This window comes from Streptomyces sp. NPDC085937, assembly GCF_044540535.1.
Lineage (GTDB): Bacteria > Actinomycetota > Actinomycetes > Streptomycetales > Streptomycetaceae > Streptomyces.
Window position 1 is genome coordinate 157258 of the sequence record NZ_JBITSH010000014.1, and the last position, 15003, is coordinate 172260.

Annotated in this window: 15 protein-coding genes; 8 read left to right on the plus strand and 7 right to left on the minus strand. The window is 71.3% G+C overall.

Annotated features, from left to right (window positions below):
* Window positions 1-57: 57 nt before the first annotated feature.
* Window positions 58-2574: an FHA domain-containing protein gene (locus ACIF8S_RS26690; RefSeq protein ID WP_400002325.1), complete on the plus strand. Its 2517-nt coding sequence runs from the start codon at window positions 58-60 to the stop codon at window positions 2572-2574.
* Between the two features lie 91 nt (window positions 2575-2665).
* Here ACIF8S_RS26690 and ACIF8S_RS26695 read toward each other — a convergent pair whose 3' ends face one another.
* The 3 genes from ACIF8S_RS26695 to ACIF8S_RS26705 all read right to left on the minus strand — a co-directional run bounded on the left by ACIF8S_RS26695 (window position 2666) and on the right by ACIF8S_RS26705 (window position 5482).
* Window positions 2666-3391, minus strand: a complete 726-nt coding sequence (locus ACIF8S_RS26695; RefSeq protein WP_400002327.1) for a transglycosylase SLT domain-containing protein — start codon at window positions 3389-3391, stop codon at window positions 2666-2668.
* Window positions 3392-3743: 352 nt separating this feature from the next.
* Entirely contained in the window at window positions 3744-4787 is a 1044-nt protein-coding gene (locus ACIF8S_RS26700; RefSeq protein WP_400002329.1) for an S-adenosylmethionine:tRNA ribosyltransferase-isomerase, read from the minus strand.
* Window positions 4784-5482, minus strand: a complete 699-nt coding sequence (locus ACIF8S_RS26705; RefSeq protein ID WP_400002331.1) for an SDR family NAD(P)-dependent oxidoreductase — start codon at window positions 5480-5482, stop codon at window positions 4784-4786. Before ACIF8S_RS26705 ends, ACIF8S_RS26700 begins: the two co-directional genes overlap by 4 nt.
* A gap of 244 nt (window positions 5483-5726) precedes the next feature.
* On the opposite strand from ACIF8S_RS26705, the gene ACIF8S_RS26710 reads away from it, so the two are divergent.
* The 3 genes from ACIF8S_RS26710 to ACIF8S_RS26720 all read left to right on the plus strand — a co-directional run bounded on the left by ACIF8S_RS26710 (window position 5727) and on the right by ACIF8S_RS26720 (window position 7909).
* The gene (locus tag ACIF8S_RS26710) at window positions 5727-6872 is read left to right on the plus strand and encodes a GAF domain-containing sensor histidine kinase (RefSeq protein WP_349791600.1); all 1146 of its coding nucleotides are present in this window, start codon (window positions 5727-5729) and stop codon (window positions 6870-6872) included.
* Entirely contained in the window at window positions 6865-7506 is a 642-nt protein-coding gene (locus ACIF8S_RS26715) for a response regulator (RefSeq protein ID WP_400002332.1), read from the plus strand. Before ACIF8S_RS26710 ends, ACIF8S_RS26715 begins: the two co-directional genes overlap by 8 nt.
* Window positions 7507-7663: 157 nt before the next feature.
* Window positions 7664-7909 carry a chaplin gene (locus tag ACIF8S_RS26720; RefSeq protein ID WP_024887133.1) on the plus strand — a complete coding sequence of 82 codons (246 nt, stop codon included), beginning with the start codon at window positions 7664-7666 and terminating at the stop codon, window positions 7907-7909.
* Window positions 7910-8247: 338 nt separating this feature from the next.
* Here the strand turns inward: ACIF8S_RS26720 and ACIF8S_RS26725 are convergent, their stop codons facing one another.
* A complete protein-coding gene (locus ACIF8S_RS26725) occupies window positions 8248-9030 on the minus strand; it encodes a hypothetical protein (protein ID WP_349791605.1) in 783 nt (260 codons plus the stop codon).
* A 163-nt stretch (window positions 9031-9193) separates the two neighbouring features.
* Between ACIF8S_RS26725 and ACIF8S_RS26730 the strand changes: the two genes are divergently transcribed.
* The 3 genes from ACIF8S_RS26730 (at window position 9194) to ACIF8S_RS26740 (ending at window position 11624) form a co-directional block, all read left to right on the plus strand.
* Window positions 9194-9991, plus strand: coding sequence for an ABC transporter ATP-binding protein (locus tag ACIF8S_RS26730; RefSeq protein WP_400002334.1), 798 nt, complete (start codon window positions 9194-9196; stop codon window positions 9989-9991).
* 88 nt (window positions 9992-10079) lie between these two features.
* Complete coding sequence (locus ACIF8S_RS26735) at window positions 10080-10520, plus strand: NfeD family protein (RefSeq protein WP_349791607.1); 441 nt, start codon at window positions 10080-10082, stop codon at window positions 10518-10520.
* 159 nt (window positions 10521-10679) lie between these two features.
* Window positions 10680-11624, plus strand: a complete 945-nt coding sequence (locus ACIF8S_RS26740; protein ID WP_145825038.1) for an SPFH domain-containing protein — start codon at window positions 10680-10682, stop codon at window positions 11622-11624.
* Window positions 11625-11734: 110 nt separating this feature from the next.
* On the opposite strand, the gene ACIF8S_RS26745 is transcribed toward ACIF8S_RS26740, so the two are convergent.
* From ACIF8S_RS26745 to ACIF8S_RS26755, 3 genes are all read right to left on the minus strand, one after another.
* Entirely contained in the window at window positions 11735-12241 is a 507-nt protein-coding gene (locus ACIF8S_RS26745) for an HNH endonuclease (RefSeq protein WP_024887128.1), read from the minus strand.
* 208 nt (window positions 12242-12449) lie between these two features.
* A complete protein-coding gene (locus ACIF8S_RS26750; RefSeq protein WP_400002337.1) occupies window positions 12450-12989 on the minus strand; it encodes a YbhB/YbcL family Raf kinase inhibitor-like protein in 540 nt (179 codons plus the stop codon).
* Between the two features lie 40 nt (window positions 12990-13029).
* Window positions 13030-13812 (minus strand): sporulation protein, encoded by a 783-nt coding sequence (locus ACIF8S_RS26755; RefSeq protein WP_400002339.1) that lies wholly within the window; start codon window positions 13810-13812, stop codon window positions 13030-13032.
* Window positions 13813-14002: 190 nt separating this feature from the next.
* Here ACIF8S_RS26755 and ACIF8S_RS26760 point away from each other — a divergent pair, with 190 nt between their 5' ends.
* Window positions 14003-14644: a DNA-3-methyladenine glycosylase gene (locus ACIF8S_RS26760; protein WP_400002341.1), complete on the plus strand. Its 642-nt coding sequence runs from the start codon at window positions 14003-14005 to the stop codon at window positions 14642-14644.
* The last annotated feature ends 359 nt before the right edge of the window (window positions 14645-15003 follow it).

A 15003-nucleotide genomic window follows, 5' to 3' on the forward strand; every position in this document is an offset into this window, starting at 1 on the left:
CATCCCTAGACTCCCTGCGACGGGGGAAATTCGGGGGACAACTCAGTGGGGCATGGAGTGCCGGAACTCGTACTGGAATCAAACGGACGGACCTGGACGCTCGATCCGTCCAAGGCCTACACCCTGGGGCGGGATCCCCAGGGCGACGTCGTGCTGGACGACGCCAGAGTCTCGTGGCGTCACGCCACCATCAGTCACAACGGCCGCGGTTGGGCGATCGAGGACCACGGCAGCACCAACGGCACGTTCGTGCAGGGGCAGCGGATCCACCACCTGGAGTTCACCGCCGACACGGTGCTGAACCTGGGCAACGCGAACGACGGGCCGCGCGTGACGCTGTCCGGCGTCGGCGTCGGCGCCGCACCGCAGGCCCAGCCGCAGCAGCCGTACGCGGCGCAGGGCGTGAGCGCCGGCTGGGCGCAGCAGGCCCAGCAGCCGCCCGCCCAGCAGCCGCCCGCCGGGCAGCCCGGCTGGCAGCAGCCGCAGCAGGCGGCACCGCAGATCCCGCAGCAGCAGGGACCCGGTGGTGGCGCGGGGGCGCCGCCGGTCTACGGCGACCGCAGCCCCACCACGTTCCACCAGTTCTCGCTCGGCCGCGTGATGCGCATCGGCCGTGCCCTGGAGAACGACCTGGTCGTCTCGGACCTCCAGGTCTCCCGCAACCACGCGGAGTTCCACTCGACGCCCGACGGGCGCATGGAGATCCGCGACCTCGGCTCGCACAACGGCACCTACGTCAACGGCCAGCCGATCCCCAAGGGCGGCTCGCAGCTGCTCGGCCCGACCGACATCGTCGGCGTCGGCCACTCCACGTTCCGGATCGTCGGCGACCGGCTCGAGGAGTTCGTCGACACCGGTGAGGTGTCCTTCTCCGCGCGCCACCTGACCGTCGAGGTCGACGGCGGCAAGCAGATCCTCAAGGACGTCTCCTTCGGCGTGCCCGAGAAGTCGCTGATCGCGGTCATCGGCCCCTCCGGTTCCGGCAAGTCGACGCTGCTCAAGGCGCTCACCGGCTACCGCCCCGCCAACCAGGGCGAGGTGCTGTACGACAACCGCGACCTCTACAAGCAGTTCGCCGAGCTGCGCCAGCGCATCGGTCTGGTCCCGCAGGACGACATCCTGCACAAGGAGCTGACCGTCAAGCGGGCCCTGAAGTACGCGGCCAAGCTGCGCTTCCCCGCCGACACCACGGCGGCCGAGCGCGAGGCCCGCATCGACGAGGTGCTGCGCGAGCTGAAGCTCGACATCCACAAGGACAAGAAGGTCACGTCCCTGTCCGGCGGCCAGCGCAAGCGCGTGTCCGTGGCGCTGGAGCTGCTCACCAAGCCGTCGTTGATCTTCCTGGACGAGCCGACCTCCGGTCTCGACCCGGGCATGGACCGCGACGTCATGCAGCTGCTGCGCGGACTGGCCGACGACGGCCGCACCGTCCTCGTGGTGACCCACTCGGTGGCCGAACTCGCCATCTGCGACAAGTTGCTGGTGATGGCACCGGGCGGTTCGGTCGCCTACTTCGGCCCGCCCGAGGAGGCACTGAACTTCTTCGGCTACGACACCTGGGCCGACGTCTTCTCCGCCTTCGAGAACTACCGCGACTACGACTGGGCGGGCCGCTGGAAGGGCTCGCAGCACTACCAGATGTACGCGGCGGACATCGACGCGGTCGCCCCGCAGTCCGTAGCGGTCCCGGCGATGCAGGCCATGAAGCCGCCCAAGCCGCAGGGCTGGCTGTCGCAGTTCTCCACCCTGGTGCGCCGCTACGTCTCGGTGATCGTCTCCGACAAGGGCTTCCTCGCCCTGATGGTCATCCTGCCCGCCGTGCTCGGCGCGGTGAGCCTGCTCATCGACGCGGACAAGGGCCTGCTGCCCAACCCGCCCAACCAGAGCGGCCGGATCATCCCGAACGGCACGGCGACCACGGTGCTGCTGATCCTCGCGGTCGGCGCCTGTTTCGCGGGCGCCGCCAACTCCGTGCGTGAGCTGATCAAGGAACGGGTCATCTACGAACGGGAGCGCGCCACCGGCCTGTCCCGCTCGGCGTACCTGATGTCCAAGGTCTTCGTGCTCGGCATGATCACGGTGCTCCAGGGTCTCCTGGTCGGCGTGATCGGCTTCTCCAGCCGGGAGATCCCGGAGGAGGGCCTGGTCTTCGGGAAGTTCACGCTGCTGGAGCTCTCGGTGCCGATCATGGCGCTCGGCTTCACCTCGATGATGTTCGGCCTGATCATCTCCTCGCTGGTGAAGACCGCCGAGAAGACCATGCCGCTGCTGGTGATGTTCGCGATCATCCAGGTCGTGTTCACCGGCTGCCTGTTCGCCCTGCACGGCTCGATCGGCGTGAACCAGTTCTCGTTCCTGATGCCGTCGCGCTGGGCGGTGGCCGCGTCGGGCGCCACGCTGGACTTCAACCGGATCAGCCCGCCGGAGTCCGCGGGCGACACCGACCCTCTGTGGGAGCACACGGCCGGCGCCTGGGCGATGGACATGGGCGCGCTGCTCGTCCTCGGTGTGATCTGCGGCTTCTTCGTGGCGCGCTTCCTGCGCCGGCACGAGCCCGAGGTCATGCGCAAGTAGTCCCGCCGTACCACCCCGAAGGGCGGCACCCCGTCAGGAGGGTGCCGCCCCTCGGCGTCTGTGTGCGGCAGGAGAGGTCCGCGCCGACCTCTCAGTACGCGCTGTCGACGTTGTCCATGGTGCCGTACTTGTCCGCCGCGTAGTTGCAGGCGGCGACGATGTTGGCGACCGGGTCGTAGATGTTCTTCGGCGTGCCCTTGACGTGGTACGCGTCGAAGGTGGGCGGGATCACCTGCAGCAGCCCCTTGGAGGGGATGCCCTTCTGGGCGTTGATGTCCCAGAGGTTGATCGCCTTCGGGTTGCCGGAGGACTCCCGCATGATGTTGCGGTGGATGCCCTCGTAGGAGCCGGGGATGCCGTGCTTCTTCATGATGGACATGGCTTCGCGGATCCAGCCGTCCAGGTTGTTGCCGTACGACTTGGGGGCGGCCTTCTTCACCTCGGCGCGCTCGGCGGAGCGGCTCGCGGCCTTCTTCGCCTCGTGGGCCTTCGCGGCCTTGGCCTCGGCGGCGGCCTTCTTCTTGGCGGCGGCCTCGGACGCGGCCTGCTTCTTCGCCGCGATCTGCTCGACCTTCACGCTGGCGCCGGCGAACTGGTCGGTGACGTCGGCCTTGACGCCCTGGATCTGCTGGGTGCTGTACGCGACCTTCGCCGTGGGAGCGGCGGCGGCCTCGCTCGTGGTCGTCGTCGAGGCGTTGCTCGGGATCGCGGAGAAGCCGATGGCGGCGGCACCGAGGGCGGCGACGCCAGCGGCGGCGATCTTGTGGTGACGGGTCAGGGCACGACTATGACCACGGGTGAGGATGTGCTTGGGCATGCGGAACGGACCTCTTCGAATAGCGCGGAGGTCGCTCGATGTCCGGTGGGGACGGGTGCTCCTTCGGCACGCGAACGCCGCGGGAAAGAACCCACGGCGCTGAGCGACGCAGCCATTCTTAGCGGCCGCAAAATGGCGTGGCAAAGATGTGACCTACGAAGCCGGGTAGTGGATCAGGGGGGTAGGAAACGGGGCAGAGAGGACTGTTCGCCCCGTTCAGTTGGGCGGTATGTCTCTCCTACTCCCCTTCGTACGTGATGTGCACCCTATGCCCGGCCTCACACAGGCTCCCCTCAGGTCTCACGGCGTGTTGCTGGAGCAATGCAGTGGGTCAGGGGTCTTCGGGTAGCGGTCAGGACGGCAGCATCAGATGCACGTCGCCGAACTCGTGCCACAGGTAGCGCCCGCGCAGCGCCTCCTCGTAGCCCCTCCCGACCGCCTCCCGTCCCGCCACCGCCTCCAGCATCAGCAGGTGCGAGGCCTCCGGCTCGTGCAGGCCGGTCAGCAGCCCGTCCACCACCCGCACCCCGCGCTCGGGGGTGACCACCAGGTCCGTCCAGCCCGCGCGGGCCCGCACCACGCCGTCAGGGCCGGCCGCCGACTCCACCGCACGCACCGCCGTCGTCCCCACCGCGACCACCCGCCCACCCCCCGCCCGGACCGCGCGGATCAGCCGCGCCGACGCCTCCGGCACCACGAACCGCTCCGGGTACGGCGGCTCGTGCACCTCGCCCGAGGCCACCCCCGTGTCCAGCCTGACCGGCGCGAACCACACCCCCCGGCTCACCAGCTCCGCCACCGTCCGCCCGGTGAACGGACGCCCCGCGCTCGGCATCTCCGCACTCCCCGAACCGTCCCGCGACGGCAGCGCGAACACCGTCTGGTACGCCGACAGCGGCTGGTCCCGCTCCGTGTACGCGTACCGGATCGGCCGCCCGTGCTCCCGCAGCAGCCCCGGCACCTCCCGCGACACCCGCGCCCACCACAGCCGCGGCGACCCCGCGTCCAGCGGCTCCTCCGGCACCAGCCGCGCACCCCCGGCGAGCCTCACCTCCCTCCCCGCACGCGTGCCCGCGCGCACGCGCGTGGTGCCGCGGCCGTCCGGTTCCCTCAGCTCGACCGCCCAGCGCCCGTCGTCCCCCCGCGTGGAGAAGTGCACCACCACGCGCGCGTCCCCGAGCCGGCCGTCGACGGCCGCCGCCAGCGTCGGCGAGGTGTTCACCACCAGCAGGTCCCCCTCCCGCAGCAGCCGCGGAAACTCCGCGAACGCTTGGTGCGCCACCTCGGTGCCCCGCGACACCAGCAGCCGCACCGAGTCCCGCTCCCGCCCCGGCCCGCGCCGCTCCGCCGGCACCCGCGCGGACAGCTCCTCCGGCACCCGGAACGTCAGCGTCACCGCTCCCCCTCCAGCAGCGCGGGAGCGCCGTAGCGGCCACTGGGCGGCCGCTCGTCCAGCAGCCGCAGGAAGGCCGGCACCACCCCGGCCGGGTCCGGCCGCGGATCGTCGTCGTCCGGCACGGCCGCCGCGTACAGGTCGGTCTCCATGTCCCCGGGGTCGACCGCCCAGACCCGCAGCCCCTGCTCCTCCGCCGCCAGCACCGCCGCCAGGTGGTCCAGGGCCGCCTTGGACGCCCCGTACCCGCCCCAGGTGGGGTACGCCTCCGCCGCGGCGTCCGAGCTCACCACGAGCACCGCCCCCGCCGCGGCGGCCCGCAGCATCGGCAGCGCCTCCTGCACCAGGCCCAGCGCCGCCACCAGGTTCACCTCCAGCGCCCGCCGCAACCCCTCCAGGGGCAGTTCCTCCAGCCGCACCAGCGGCTCGGCACCCAGCGCGCTCGCGTTGTGCACCACCAGGTCCACCCCGCCCAGCCGCCAGGCCGCCGCCACCAGGTCCGCCCGGTGCGCGGGGTCCGCCACGTCCCCGGGCAGCGCCGTCACGCGCGTGCCGTGCGCCGACACCAGCACGGCCGCCTCCGCCAGGCGGTCCGGCCCCCGTGCGTCGAGCACGAGATCCCAGCCCCGCGCCGCCAGCCCCTGGGCCAGCGCCCGTCCAAGCCCTTTCGAAGCCCCTGTGATGATCGCAACCGGCATGGCAGCCGTCCCCTCGTCGTCGTCGCCCGGTCGGTGTGCGGTCAACGTAGGAACCCGCCCCGGGCCACCGCCTCGGGCGCGGGACGCAGCCGCCCGGGTCCCTTCGCCCTACGACGGCACGCCGGGGCCCCGGGCCCTACGCCACCCGCGCCGGACCCGCGACCCCGGACCTAGGACCACCGTCCGGCCCGGGGCGGACACCGGACCGATCCGCCCGGCCGGGGGCCGCCGGTACCGTGAGGACATGAGCCACGGCCCCCGGTCCGGCCTCGCCGCGGTGAGTTCCGCGTTGCTGGCCATGAGCAGGCACCTGGAGGTGCGCGACGTCCTCAAGACGATCGTCGCCTCCGCCCGCGACCTCCTCGACGCCCAGTACGCCGCGCTCGGCGTACCCGACGACCACGGGGGCTTCGCCCAGTTCGTGGTGGACGGCGTCAGCGACGAGCAGTGGAAGGCCATCGGCCCCCTGCCGCGCCGGCACGGTGTCCTCGCCGCGATGCTGGACGACGCCGCCCCGCAGCGCCTCGCCGACGTCCGCCGCGACCCCCGCTTCGAGGGCTGGCCCAGCGCCCACCCCGACCTGGTCGACTTCCTGGGCCTGCCGATCCGCGACGGCGACGAGGTGCTCGGCGCCCTGTTCCTCGCCAACAAGAGGTGCGCCAAGCCGGAGGGCACCTGCGGCTTCACCGAGGACGACGAGGAACTCCTCGGCATCCTCGCCCAGCACGCCGCGATCGCCCTCACCAACGCCCGCCTCTACGAACGCAGCCGCGAGCTGACCATCGCCGAGGAACGCTCCCGGCTCGCCCACGAGCTCCACGACGCGGTCAGCCAGAAGCTGTTCTCCCTGCGGCTCACCGCCCAGGCCGCCGCCCGTCTCGTGGACCGCGACCCGGCCCGCGCCAAGGGCGAGCTCCAGCAGGTGGCGGTGCTGGCCGCCGAGGCCGCCGACGAACTGCGCGCGGCGGTCGTCGAACTGCGGCCCGCCGCCCTCGACGAGGACGGACTGGTGGCCACCCTGCGCACCCAGATCCAGGTCCTCGACCGCGCCCACAGCGCCCGCGTCACCTTCACGGGCCACCTGGTGCGCGCCCTGCCCGCGGCCCAGGAGGAGGCGGTGCTGCGGGTCGCCCAGGAGGCGCTGCACAACGCCCTGCGCCACTCCGGCGGCGAGCACGTCGACGTGACCCTGGAGCGGCGCGGCAACGGCGCGGTCCTGCGGGTCGGCGACGACGGCGGCGGCTTCGACCCGCACGCCGTCCGCCGCGCGGGCCGCCATCTGGGCCTGGTCTCCATGCGGGACCGGGCGAGCGGGGTCGGCGGCACGCTGACCGTGGAATCGGCGCCCGGCAAGGGCACCACCATCGAGCTGGAGGTCCCCGGTGGCTGACACGATCAAGGTGCTGCTGGTCGACGACCACCAGGTGGTACGCCGTGGACTGCGCACCTTTCTCGAGGTGCAGGACGACATCGAGGTCGTCGGTGAGGCGGCCGACGGCGCGGAGGGGGTCGCCCTGGCCGCGGAACTCCAGCCCGACGTCATCCTCATGGACGTCAGGATGCCGGGCATGGACGGCGTGGAGGCGCTGCGGCGGCTGCGCGAGCTCGACCACCGGGCCCGGGTGCTGATCGTCACCAGCTTCACCGAGCAGCGCACGGTGATCCCCGCACTGCGCGCGGGCGCCGCCGGCTACGTTTACAAGGACATCGACCCCGACGCGCTCGCCGGCGCCATCCGCTCCGTGCACGCCGGGCACGTCCTGCTGCAGGCGGAGGTGGCCGGTGCGCTGCTCTCCCAGGAGGAGAACGCCCCCGGCGCCGGGCGCGCGGGGTCCCTCACCGAACGGGAGCGCGAGGTGCTCGGGCTGATCGCGGACGGGCGCGCCAACCGGGAGATCGCCCGCGCCCTCGTGCTCTCCGAGAAGACGGTGAAGACGCACGTGTCGAACATCCTGATGAAGCTCGACCTGGCGGACCGTACCCAGGCCGCCCTGTGGGCGGTACGGCACGGTGTCAGCGGATGATCTTCGACGACCGCCGCCATGCGGAAGGTTCCCCTCCGGTGCGAGATTCATACCGTAGGGGGAATGCCCCGAGGGCCCCGTATCCCTTGCCGGTGCCGCGCGTTTCCCAGGGCGGACCGCGGCGCCTGCCGCGGTCGTCCCAAGGAGGGCTCGGAAAGTGAAGAACCTGAAGAAGGCAGCGGCCGTGACGATGGTGGCCGGCGGTCTGCTCGCCGCCGGTGCGGGCATGGCCTCCGCCAGCGAGGGCAGCCACGCGGACGGCAAGGCCGTGGGCAGCCCGGGCGTCGTCTCGGGCAACCTCGTCCAGGTCCCGGTCGACGTCCCGGTCAACGTGTCCGGCAACAGCATCAACGTCATCGGCGTCCTGAACCCGGCCTTCGGCAACGTCGCCGTCAACCACTGACGCCGCCCGCCGACAGCCCCGGCCGCCCGCCCCACGGGGCGCCGGGGCTTTCGCCTGCCCAGGCACACCACCACGCGCCCGCGCGAGGGGCCCGCCTCAAAGAGCCCCCACGCCGACTCGACGCACCCACGCACTCCCACACCGGTTCCGCGCGCCCCGCGCCGTCGTACGCCCCGCTTACGCGCCCGCGCCGGTCAGCGCCCCCGGGGTTCTACGGCCCCGACGTACGCGCCCGCGCTCTCACACCGATTCCGCGCGCCCCGCGCCGCCCAGGCCCCGGGTGAGCACGCCCACACACCCGCGTCGTACGGGGCACGACATACCGCGCCCCGCGCGGGTCAGCCCCGCTCCTCCACGAACGCGTTGTACGCGGCCACCTGCGCCCGTCGGGACGTCCGCTCCACCGGACGCAGCGCCAGCGCCCGCGCCGACATCTCCGACGCGCTCACCGCGCCGCCGTGTCCGTTCACCGTCGCCAGCGAGATCAACGCACCCACCCGCTGCGCCAGCTCCAGCACCCGCACCGCGCGCGGCGGATACCCCGGCGCCAGCACGTCCCGCCCCCGCGACGCCGACGCCCGCGCCCGGTACGCGTCGATCGCCGCCTCCGCCACCGGACCCGACCCGGCCACGTCCAGCCTCGTCAGCACCTCCGTCGCCTCCCGCAGCGCCTCCGCCAGCTCCCGCTCCGCCTCACCCAGCGACGGCACGTCGGCGGGCGGCGCCTCCCGCACCGGCAGACAGTGCCAGACGACCTCCACGTGCACATCGCCCGCGGGCCCCGCCTCCGTGACCTCCGGCACCAGCCCCAGGGCCGCCCCCTGGCACACCACCGCCTCCTCGGCCTCCAGCGCCCGCGCGTTGAACTCCGGCGGCCCGCTCAGCCCCAGCGGATGCCCCGGCGCCGGCAGCGCCACCCGAAGCCCCGACACCCCGAGGCCCCGCAGCCGCCCCAAGGCCAGCGTCAGCCCCACCGGCGCGGACTCCCCGGGCACCCCCTCCACGCGGTGCACCGCGTCCTCCCCGACGACGGCGAGCGCCGCCTCGTCCGGGGAGACAAGTCCGGCAAGAAGGGCATTGCCCCAAGCGGCGAGACGACCAGAGCGTGGTTCCGAAAGCATGCGTACACCCTAGACAGCACCCGAGAACCGGACCGATGGAATGTCCGGGTCGACCAGTGGCGTAGATTTCATGATGGGCTGCGCCCACGGGTGCGGCGGACCGACCCACAAGGCGTACGCGACAGCCGAGACCGGCCACACTGCAAGGGGAGACAAGGCGCTCATGAGCGATGTTCTGGAACTTCAGGACGTATCCGTGGTCCGCGAGGGCCGGGCTCTGGTGGAGCAGGTCTCCTGGTCGGTCAAGGAAGGTGAACGCTGGGTCATCCTCGGCCCCAACGGCGCCGGCAAGACCACCCTCCTCAACATCGCGTCCAGCTACCTCTACCCCAGCAAGGGCACCGCCACCATCCTCGGCGAGACGCTCGGCCGCCCCGGCACCGACGTCTTCGAGCTGCGCCCCCGCATCGGCGTGGCCGGCATCGCACTCGCCGACAAGCTCCCCAAGAAGCAGACGGTCCTGCAGACCGTGCTCACCGCCGCCTACGGCATGACCGCCGGCTGGCAGGAGGAGTACGAGGACATCGACGAACAGCGCGCCCGCGCCTTCCTCGACCGCCTCGGCATGTCCGAATACCTCGACCGCAAGTTCGGCACCCTCTCCGAGGGCGAGCGCAAGCGCACCCTCATCGCCCGTGCCCTGATGACCGACCCCGAGCTGCTGCTCCTCGACGAGCCCGCCGCCGGCCTCGACCTCGGCGGCCGCGAGGACCTGGTGCGCCGACTCGGCCGCCTCGCCCGCGACCCGATCGCCCCCTCCATGATCATGGTCACCCACCACGTCGAGGAGATCGCCCCCGGCTTCACCCACGTCCTGATGATCCGTCAGGGCAAGGTCCTCGCCGCCGGCCCCCTCGAACTCGAGCTCACCAGCCGCAACCTCTCCCTCTGCTTCGGCCTCCCGCTCGTCGTGGAGCAGGTCGGCGACCGCTGGACCGCGCAGGGCCTCCCGATCGGCTGAACACCGCCCCGGCGGCACAACGCCCGGACCCCCCGGGCCCGTTCGACCGGACCGGCGCCCTGTCCGTGACCGGGTGCGCGGTTCTACCATGACCGGTGTGGACATCGACGCATGGCTGTGGTGGCTGATCGGCGCGGCGGCACTCGGCATCGGGCTGGTGATCACCGCGATGCCCGAACTCGGCATGCTCGCGGTGGGCGCCGTCGCCGCCGCGGTGGTCTCCGGCATCTTCGGCGGCGGAGCCGTCGCCCAGGTCGCGGTCTTCGCCGTGGTCTCGACCGCGCTGATCGCCCTCGTCCGCCCCATCGCCCGCAGACACCGGTCCCAACGGCCCGAACTCGCCACCGGCGTCGACGCCCTGAAGGGCAAACAGGCCGTCGTCCTCGAACGCGTCGACGGCAGCGGCGGCCGGATCAAACTCGCGGGCGAGGTCTGGTCGGCCCGCGCACTCGACACCGGCCGCTCCTACGACGTCGGCCAGGAGGTCGACGTCGTGGACATCGAGGGGGCCACCGCGGTCGTCATGTGATCCCGCACCTCCCGTACGGCACAACCGGTGCGAAGACGGCCCCGGTTGGCCCCGCGGTCTGACAGACTCGACCAGCAAGATCTACAACCGTACGACCGTGCACAGGCACACACGACCTGCCATAGGCGCCGAGGCTAAGAAGGGTTCGGGGAACCGACGATGGAACCGGTCATCATCGTCCTGATCATCCTGGTGGTGTTGGTCTTCATCGCCCTGATCAAGACGATCCAAGTCATCCCACAGGCCAGCGCCGCCATCGTCGAGCGCTTCGGCCGCTACACGCGGACACTCAACGCGGGCCTCAACATCGTCGTCCCGTTCATCGACACCATCCGCAACCGCATCGACCTCCGCGAGCAGGTCGTCCCCTTCCCGCCGCAGCCGGTGATCACCCAGGACAACCTGGTCGTCAACATCGACACCGTCATCTACTACCAGGTGACCGACGCCCGAGCCGCCACCTACGAGGTCGCCAGCTACATCCAGGCGATCGAGCAGCTCACCGTCACCACCCTGCGCAACATCATCGGCGGCATGGACCTGGAGCGCACCCTCACCTCCCGCGAGGAGATCAACGCGGCGCTGCGCGGCGTCCTCGACGAGGCCACCGGCAAGTGGGGCATCCGCGTCAACCGCGTCGAGCTCAAGGCCATCGAACCGCCCACCTCCATCCAGGACTCGATGGAGAAGCAGATGCGCGCCGACCGTGACAAGCGCGCCGCCATCCTGCAGGCCGAGGGCGTCCGGCAGTCCGAGATCCTGCGCGCCGAGGGCGAGAAGCAGTCCCAGATCCTGCGCGCCGAAGGTGAGGCCAAGGCCGCCGCCCTGCGCGCCGAGGGCGAGGCCCAGGCCGTCCGCACGGTCTTCGAGGCCATCCACGCCGGCGACCCGGACCAGAAGCTGCTCTCCTACCAGTACCTCCAGATGCTCCCGAAGATCGCCGAGGGCGACGCCAACAAGCTCTGGATCGTCCCCAGCGAGATCGGCGACGCCCTCAAGGGTCTCTCCGGCGCGATGGGCAACCTGGGCGCGATGGGCGGCGGCAACGGCGCCACCGCCAACGTCCCCGCACAGGAACGCCGCGAGAAGCCCTCCATCGACTGAGAGCCCCGAAAAACACGCGTTCCCCGCACCCCTCAGGGGCGCGGGGAACCGCGCGATCAACCACCGCCAACCCGCACCCGGGTCATCCGCTCAGCCCCTACGGCGAAGCCTCACGCGGCGTCCAACGCCAGCCACTCCGGCAAAGCCTCGAAGTCGTCCCTGGCCAGCGCCAGCAACATCGCATCCGCCGGCGTCGGCTCGTACGGCTCCCGCAGCAACGGCATCCCGGCCTGCTCCGGCGTCCGGTTCGCCTTGCGGTGGTTGTCCTCCGCGCACGACGCCACCGTGTTCAGCCACGTGTCCTGCCCGCCGAGCGACCGCGGCACCACGTGGTCCACGGTCGTCGCCCTGCGGCCGCAGTACGCGCAGCGGTGCCTGTCCCGGACGAGCACCCCCCGCCTCGACCACGGCGCACGTCTTCGGAACGGCACCCGCACGTAGTGGCAGAGCCTGATCACCCGGGGCGCCGGTATGTCGACCGCGGCTCCCCGCATCCGCAGTTCGGGGTGGGCCTGCTCGACGACGGCCTTGTCCTGCAGCACCAGAACGACGGCTCGGTTCAACGTCACCGTCGACAGCGGCTCGAAGCTCGCGTTCAGCACCAGCGTGTCCCGCATACCAGCCCACCTCCCGTGTGCACCGGCCCACCCCTCGGCGGGCTGGAACAACTCTGGCCGGGCGCGCCGGGATGGACAACGCAATAACCGCTGCTGCCACGGGAGGCGGCTCCCGCGAACCCCGGCAGAAAAAATGCCCGCCCCTGATCAATTCCAAGACCAGGGGCGGGCAAACGTTCCGTGAACGTCCGGGGGCCGCGCGGACGGCTCAGGACTCCGCGGGCACCTCGTACTCACCGATCAGCTGGGCCCGCGCGATCGCGTGGAACCGCAGGTTGAAACCGACCACGGCCGGAGAGGCGTCCGAGTCCGGACCCAGCTTCTCCTGGTCCACGGCGTACACCGTGAACACGTACCGGTGCGGCCCGTCCCCGGGCGGCGGCGCGGCGCCCCCGAAGTCCTTGCTGCCGTAGTCGTTGCGCGCCTGTACGGCGCCCTCCGGCAGCCCCTCGAACGCGCCGCTGCCCGCACCGGCCGGCAGCTCGGTCACCGAGGCCGGGATGTCGAACACCACCCAGTGCCAGAACCCGCTGCCCGTCGGCGCGTCGGGGTCGTAGCAGGTCACGGCGAAGCTCTTGGTCTCCGCAGGGAAACCCTCCCACCGCAGGTGCGGCGACGTGTTGCCCGCCGCCTGGACCTGAGCGTCCTTGAGCGCCGCCCCCTCCGTCACATCGTCACTCGCCACCGTGAACGACGGCACGGGCGGATGGAAGTCATGGGGGAGCGGCCGCCGCCTGAGCTCGGACACCTGGGTACCTCCTGATCGACGAGTTCGGTCGACGACGAGCCTAGAACCAGTTGCGCTTGGAACCGACCTCCGACAGCCACTGGTTGAGGTACGCCGCCCAGTCGGTCCCCTGGTAGTCGTTCAGCCCCACCTGGAAGGAACGGAAGGTGTCGCTGCCCTCGCTGAACAGACCCGGCTTCTTGTCCATCTCCAGCACCACGTCCATCGCCCGCTCGTCGGCGACGAAGCTCAGCTCCACCTGGTTCAGCCCGCGGTACTGCGACGGCGGATAGAACTCGATCTCCTGGTAGAAGGGCAGCTTCTGCCGGGTGCCCCGGATGTGGCCGCGCTCCATGTCCGCGTTCTTGAAGCGGAAGCCCAGCTGGACGAACGCGTCCAGGATCGCCTTCTGCGCCGGCAACGGGTGCACGTTGACCGGGTCCAGGTCACCGGAGTCGACGGCCCGCGCGATCGCCAGCTCGGTGGTCACACCGATGTCCATCCCGCGCAGCTGCTGCCCGTCGATCATCGTGACCGGCGTCTCCCACGGGATCTCGAGACCGAACTGCACAGCGTGCACCGCGCCCGCCTGCAGCTCGAAGGCACCCCCCAGCTGCTGCTTGGTGAACTCGATGTTCTGCTTGTACTCCTCGTCGCCGCTCTCGACCTCGACCTTGGCCTGAAGACCGACCGACAGTCCCTCGATCTGCTGGTTCACGGACCCGCCCTGGATCCGCACCTCGCCCTGGACGACACCCCCAGGGACGACGTTGACCTCGTGCAGCACCGTCTCGACCGAGGCCCCGCCGGCCCCCAGACTCGCCAGCAGCTTCTTGAACGCCATGTCTCTCCCTCTCCAGGCGACCCCAGTGGGTCACACCTGATCCACCGGCCCGCGGCACGTCGTGCGCCGGACTCCGATCCATAACAACGCGATCCGGCCTCGGCCGGTTCCGTGTGCCCCACACCCTGGCAACCGCGGCGTCCCCTTGACCAGCCCGTGGCCCGGCCCGCCTCCAGTACCCTCGGACGGCATGATCGCGAGCCCCGACCGTACGCCCCTGCCAAGAAAGTTCTTCGACCGACCCGTCCTCGAGGTCGCCCCCGATCTGCTCGGCCGCCTCCTGGTCCGCGACACCCCGGACGGCCCGATAGTCCTCCGTCTCACCGAGGTGGAGGCCTACGACGGACAGAACGACCCCGGCTCGCACGCCTACCGCGGTCGCACCCCCCGCAACGACGTGATGTTCGGTGCGCCCGGCCATGTGTACGTCTACTTCACCTACGGCATGTGGTTCTGCATGAACCTGGTGTGCGGCCCCGAGGGACGGGCGAGCGCGGTCCTGCTGCGCGCGGGCGAGATCGTGGAGGGCGCGGAGCTCGCCCGGACCCGCCGGCTCTCGGCGCGCAACGACAAGGAACTGGCCAAGGGCCCGGCTCGGCTGGCTACGGCCCTGGGTGTCGACCGCGCCCTCAACGGCACGGACGCCTGCGCCGCCGGCGACACCCCGCTGCGGATCGCGCACGGCACACCCGTCGACCCGCGCCAGGTGCGCAACGGGCCGCGTACCGGAGTCTCCGGCGACGGTGCCGTACATCCGTGGCGGTACTGGGTCGCGGACGACCCGACGGTGAGTCCGTACCGGGCCCACGTGCCCCGTCGGCGTCGAAGTTGACTCGCTCCTGAAACCTGCGTAATGTAGCCCGAGCCGCTTGAGCCGGGCAGGGCAGTAGCCCGCATCCGGGATGCGGCGAACCCACTACCTACGATCACCCTTCAGCGGGGTCGACATCGGCATGTCCGCATGCCTGAATTCGAAGCTGCGGGCCCGATTATGAATCGGGCCGGGGAATCGGTTAACGTAGTGCTTGTCGAAAGGCCGACAGGCGAAAGCCAAAGGCTCAACGACCGCCCGCCGACCGGGAATCGGAACCGAAAGGATCTGATAGAGTCGGAAACGCAAGACCGAAGGGAAGCGCCCGGAGGAAAGCCCGAGAGGGTGAGTACAAAGGAAGCGTCCGTTCCTTGAGAACT

Excerpts from the sequence above, each read along its gene's own strand:
- ACIF8S_RS26755 (WP_400002339.1), bottom strand. The coding sequence starts at position 13,812 with ATGGCGTTCAAGAAGCTGCTGGCGAGTCTGGGGGCCGGCGGGGCCTCG.
- ACIF8S_RS26735 (WP_349791607.1), top strand. The coding sequence starts at position 10,080 with ATGACCGGTGTGGACATCGACGCATGGCTGTGGTGGCTGATCGGCGCG.
- ACIF8S_RS26730 (WP_400002334.1), top strand. The coding sequence starts at position 9,194 with ATGAGCGATGTTCTGGAACTTCAGGACGTATCCGTGGTCCGCGAGGGC.
- ACIF8S_RS26695 (WP_400002327.1), bottom strand. The coding sequence starts at position 3,391 with ATGCCCAAGCACATCCTCACCCGTGGTCATAGTCGTGCCCTGACCCGT.
- ACIF8S_RS26745 (WP_024887128.1), bottom strand. The coding sequence starts at position 12,241 with ATGCGGGACACGCTGGTGCTGAACGCGAGCTTCGAGCCGCTGTCGACG.
- ACIF8S_RS26740 (WP_145825038.1), top strand. The coding sequence starts at position 10,680 with ATGGAACCGGTCATCATCGTCCTGATCATCCTGGTGGTGTTGGTCTTC.
- ACIF8S_RS26710 (WP_349791600.1), top strand. The coding sequence starts at position 5,727 with ATGAGCCACGGCCCCCGGTCCGGCCTCGCCGCGGTGAGTTCCGCGTTG.
- ACIF8S_RS26705 (WP_400002331.1), bottom strand. The coding sequence starts at position 5,482 with ATGCCGGTTGCGATCATCACAGGGGCTTCGAAAGGGCTTGGACGGGCG.
- ACIF8S_RS26725 (WP_349791605.1), bottom strand. The coding sequence starts at position 9,030 with ATGCTTTCGGAACCACGCTCTGGTCGTCTCGCCGCTTGGGGCAATGCC.
- ACIF8S_RS26760 (WP_400002341.1), top strand. The coding sequence starts at position 14,003 with ATGATCGCGAGCCCCGACCGTACGCCCCTGCCAAGAAAGTTCTTCGAC.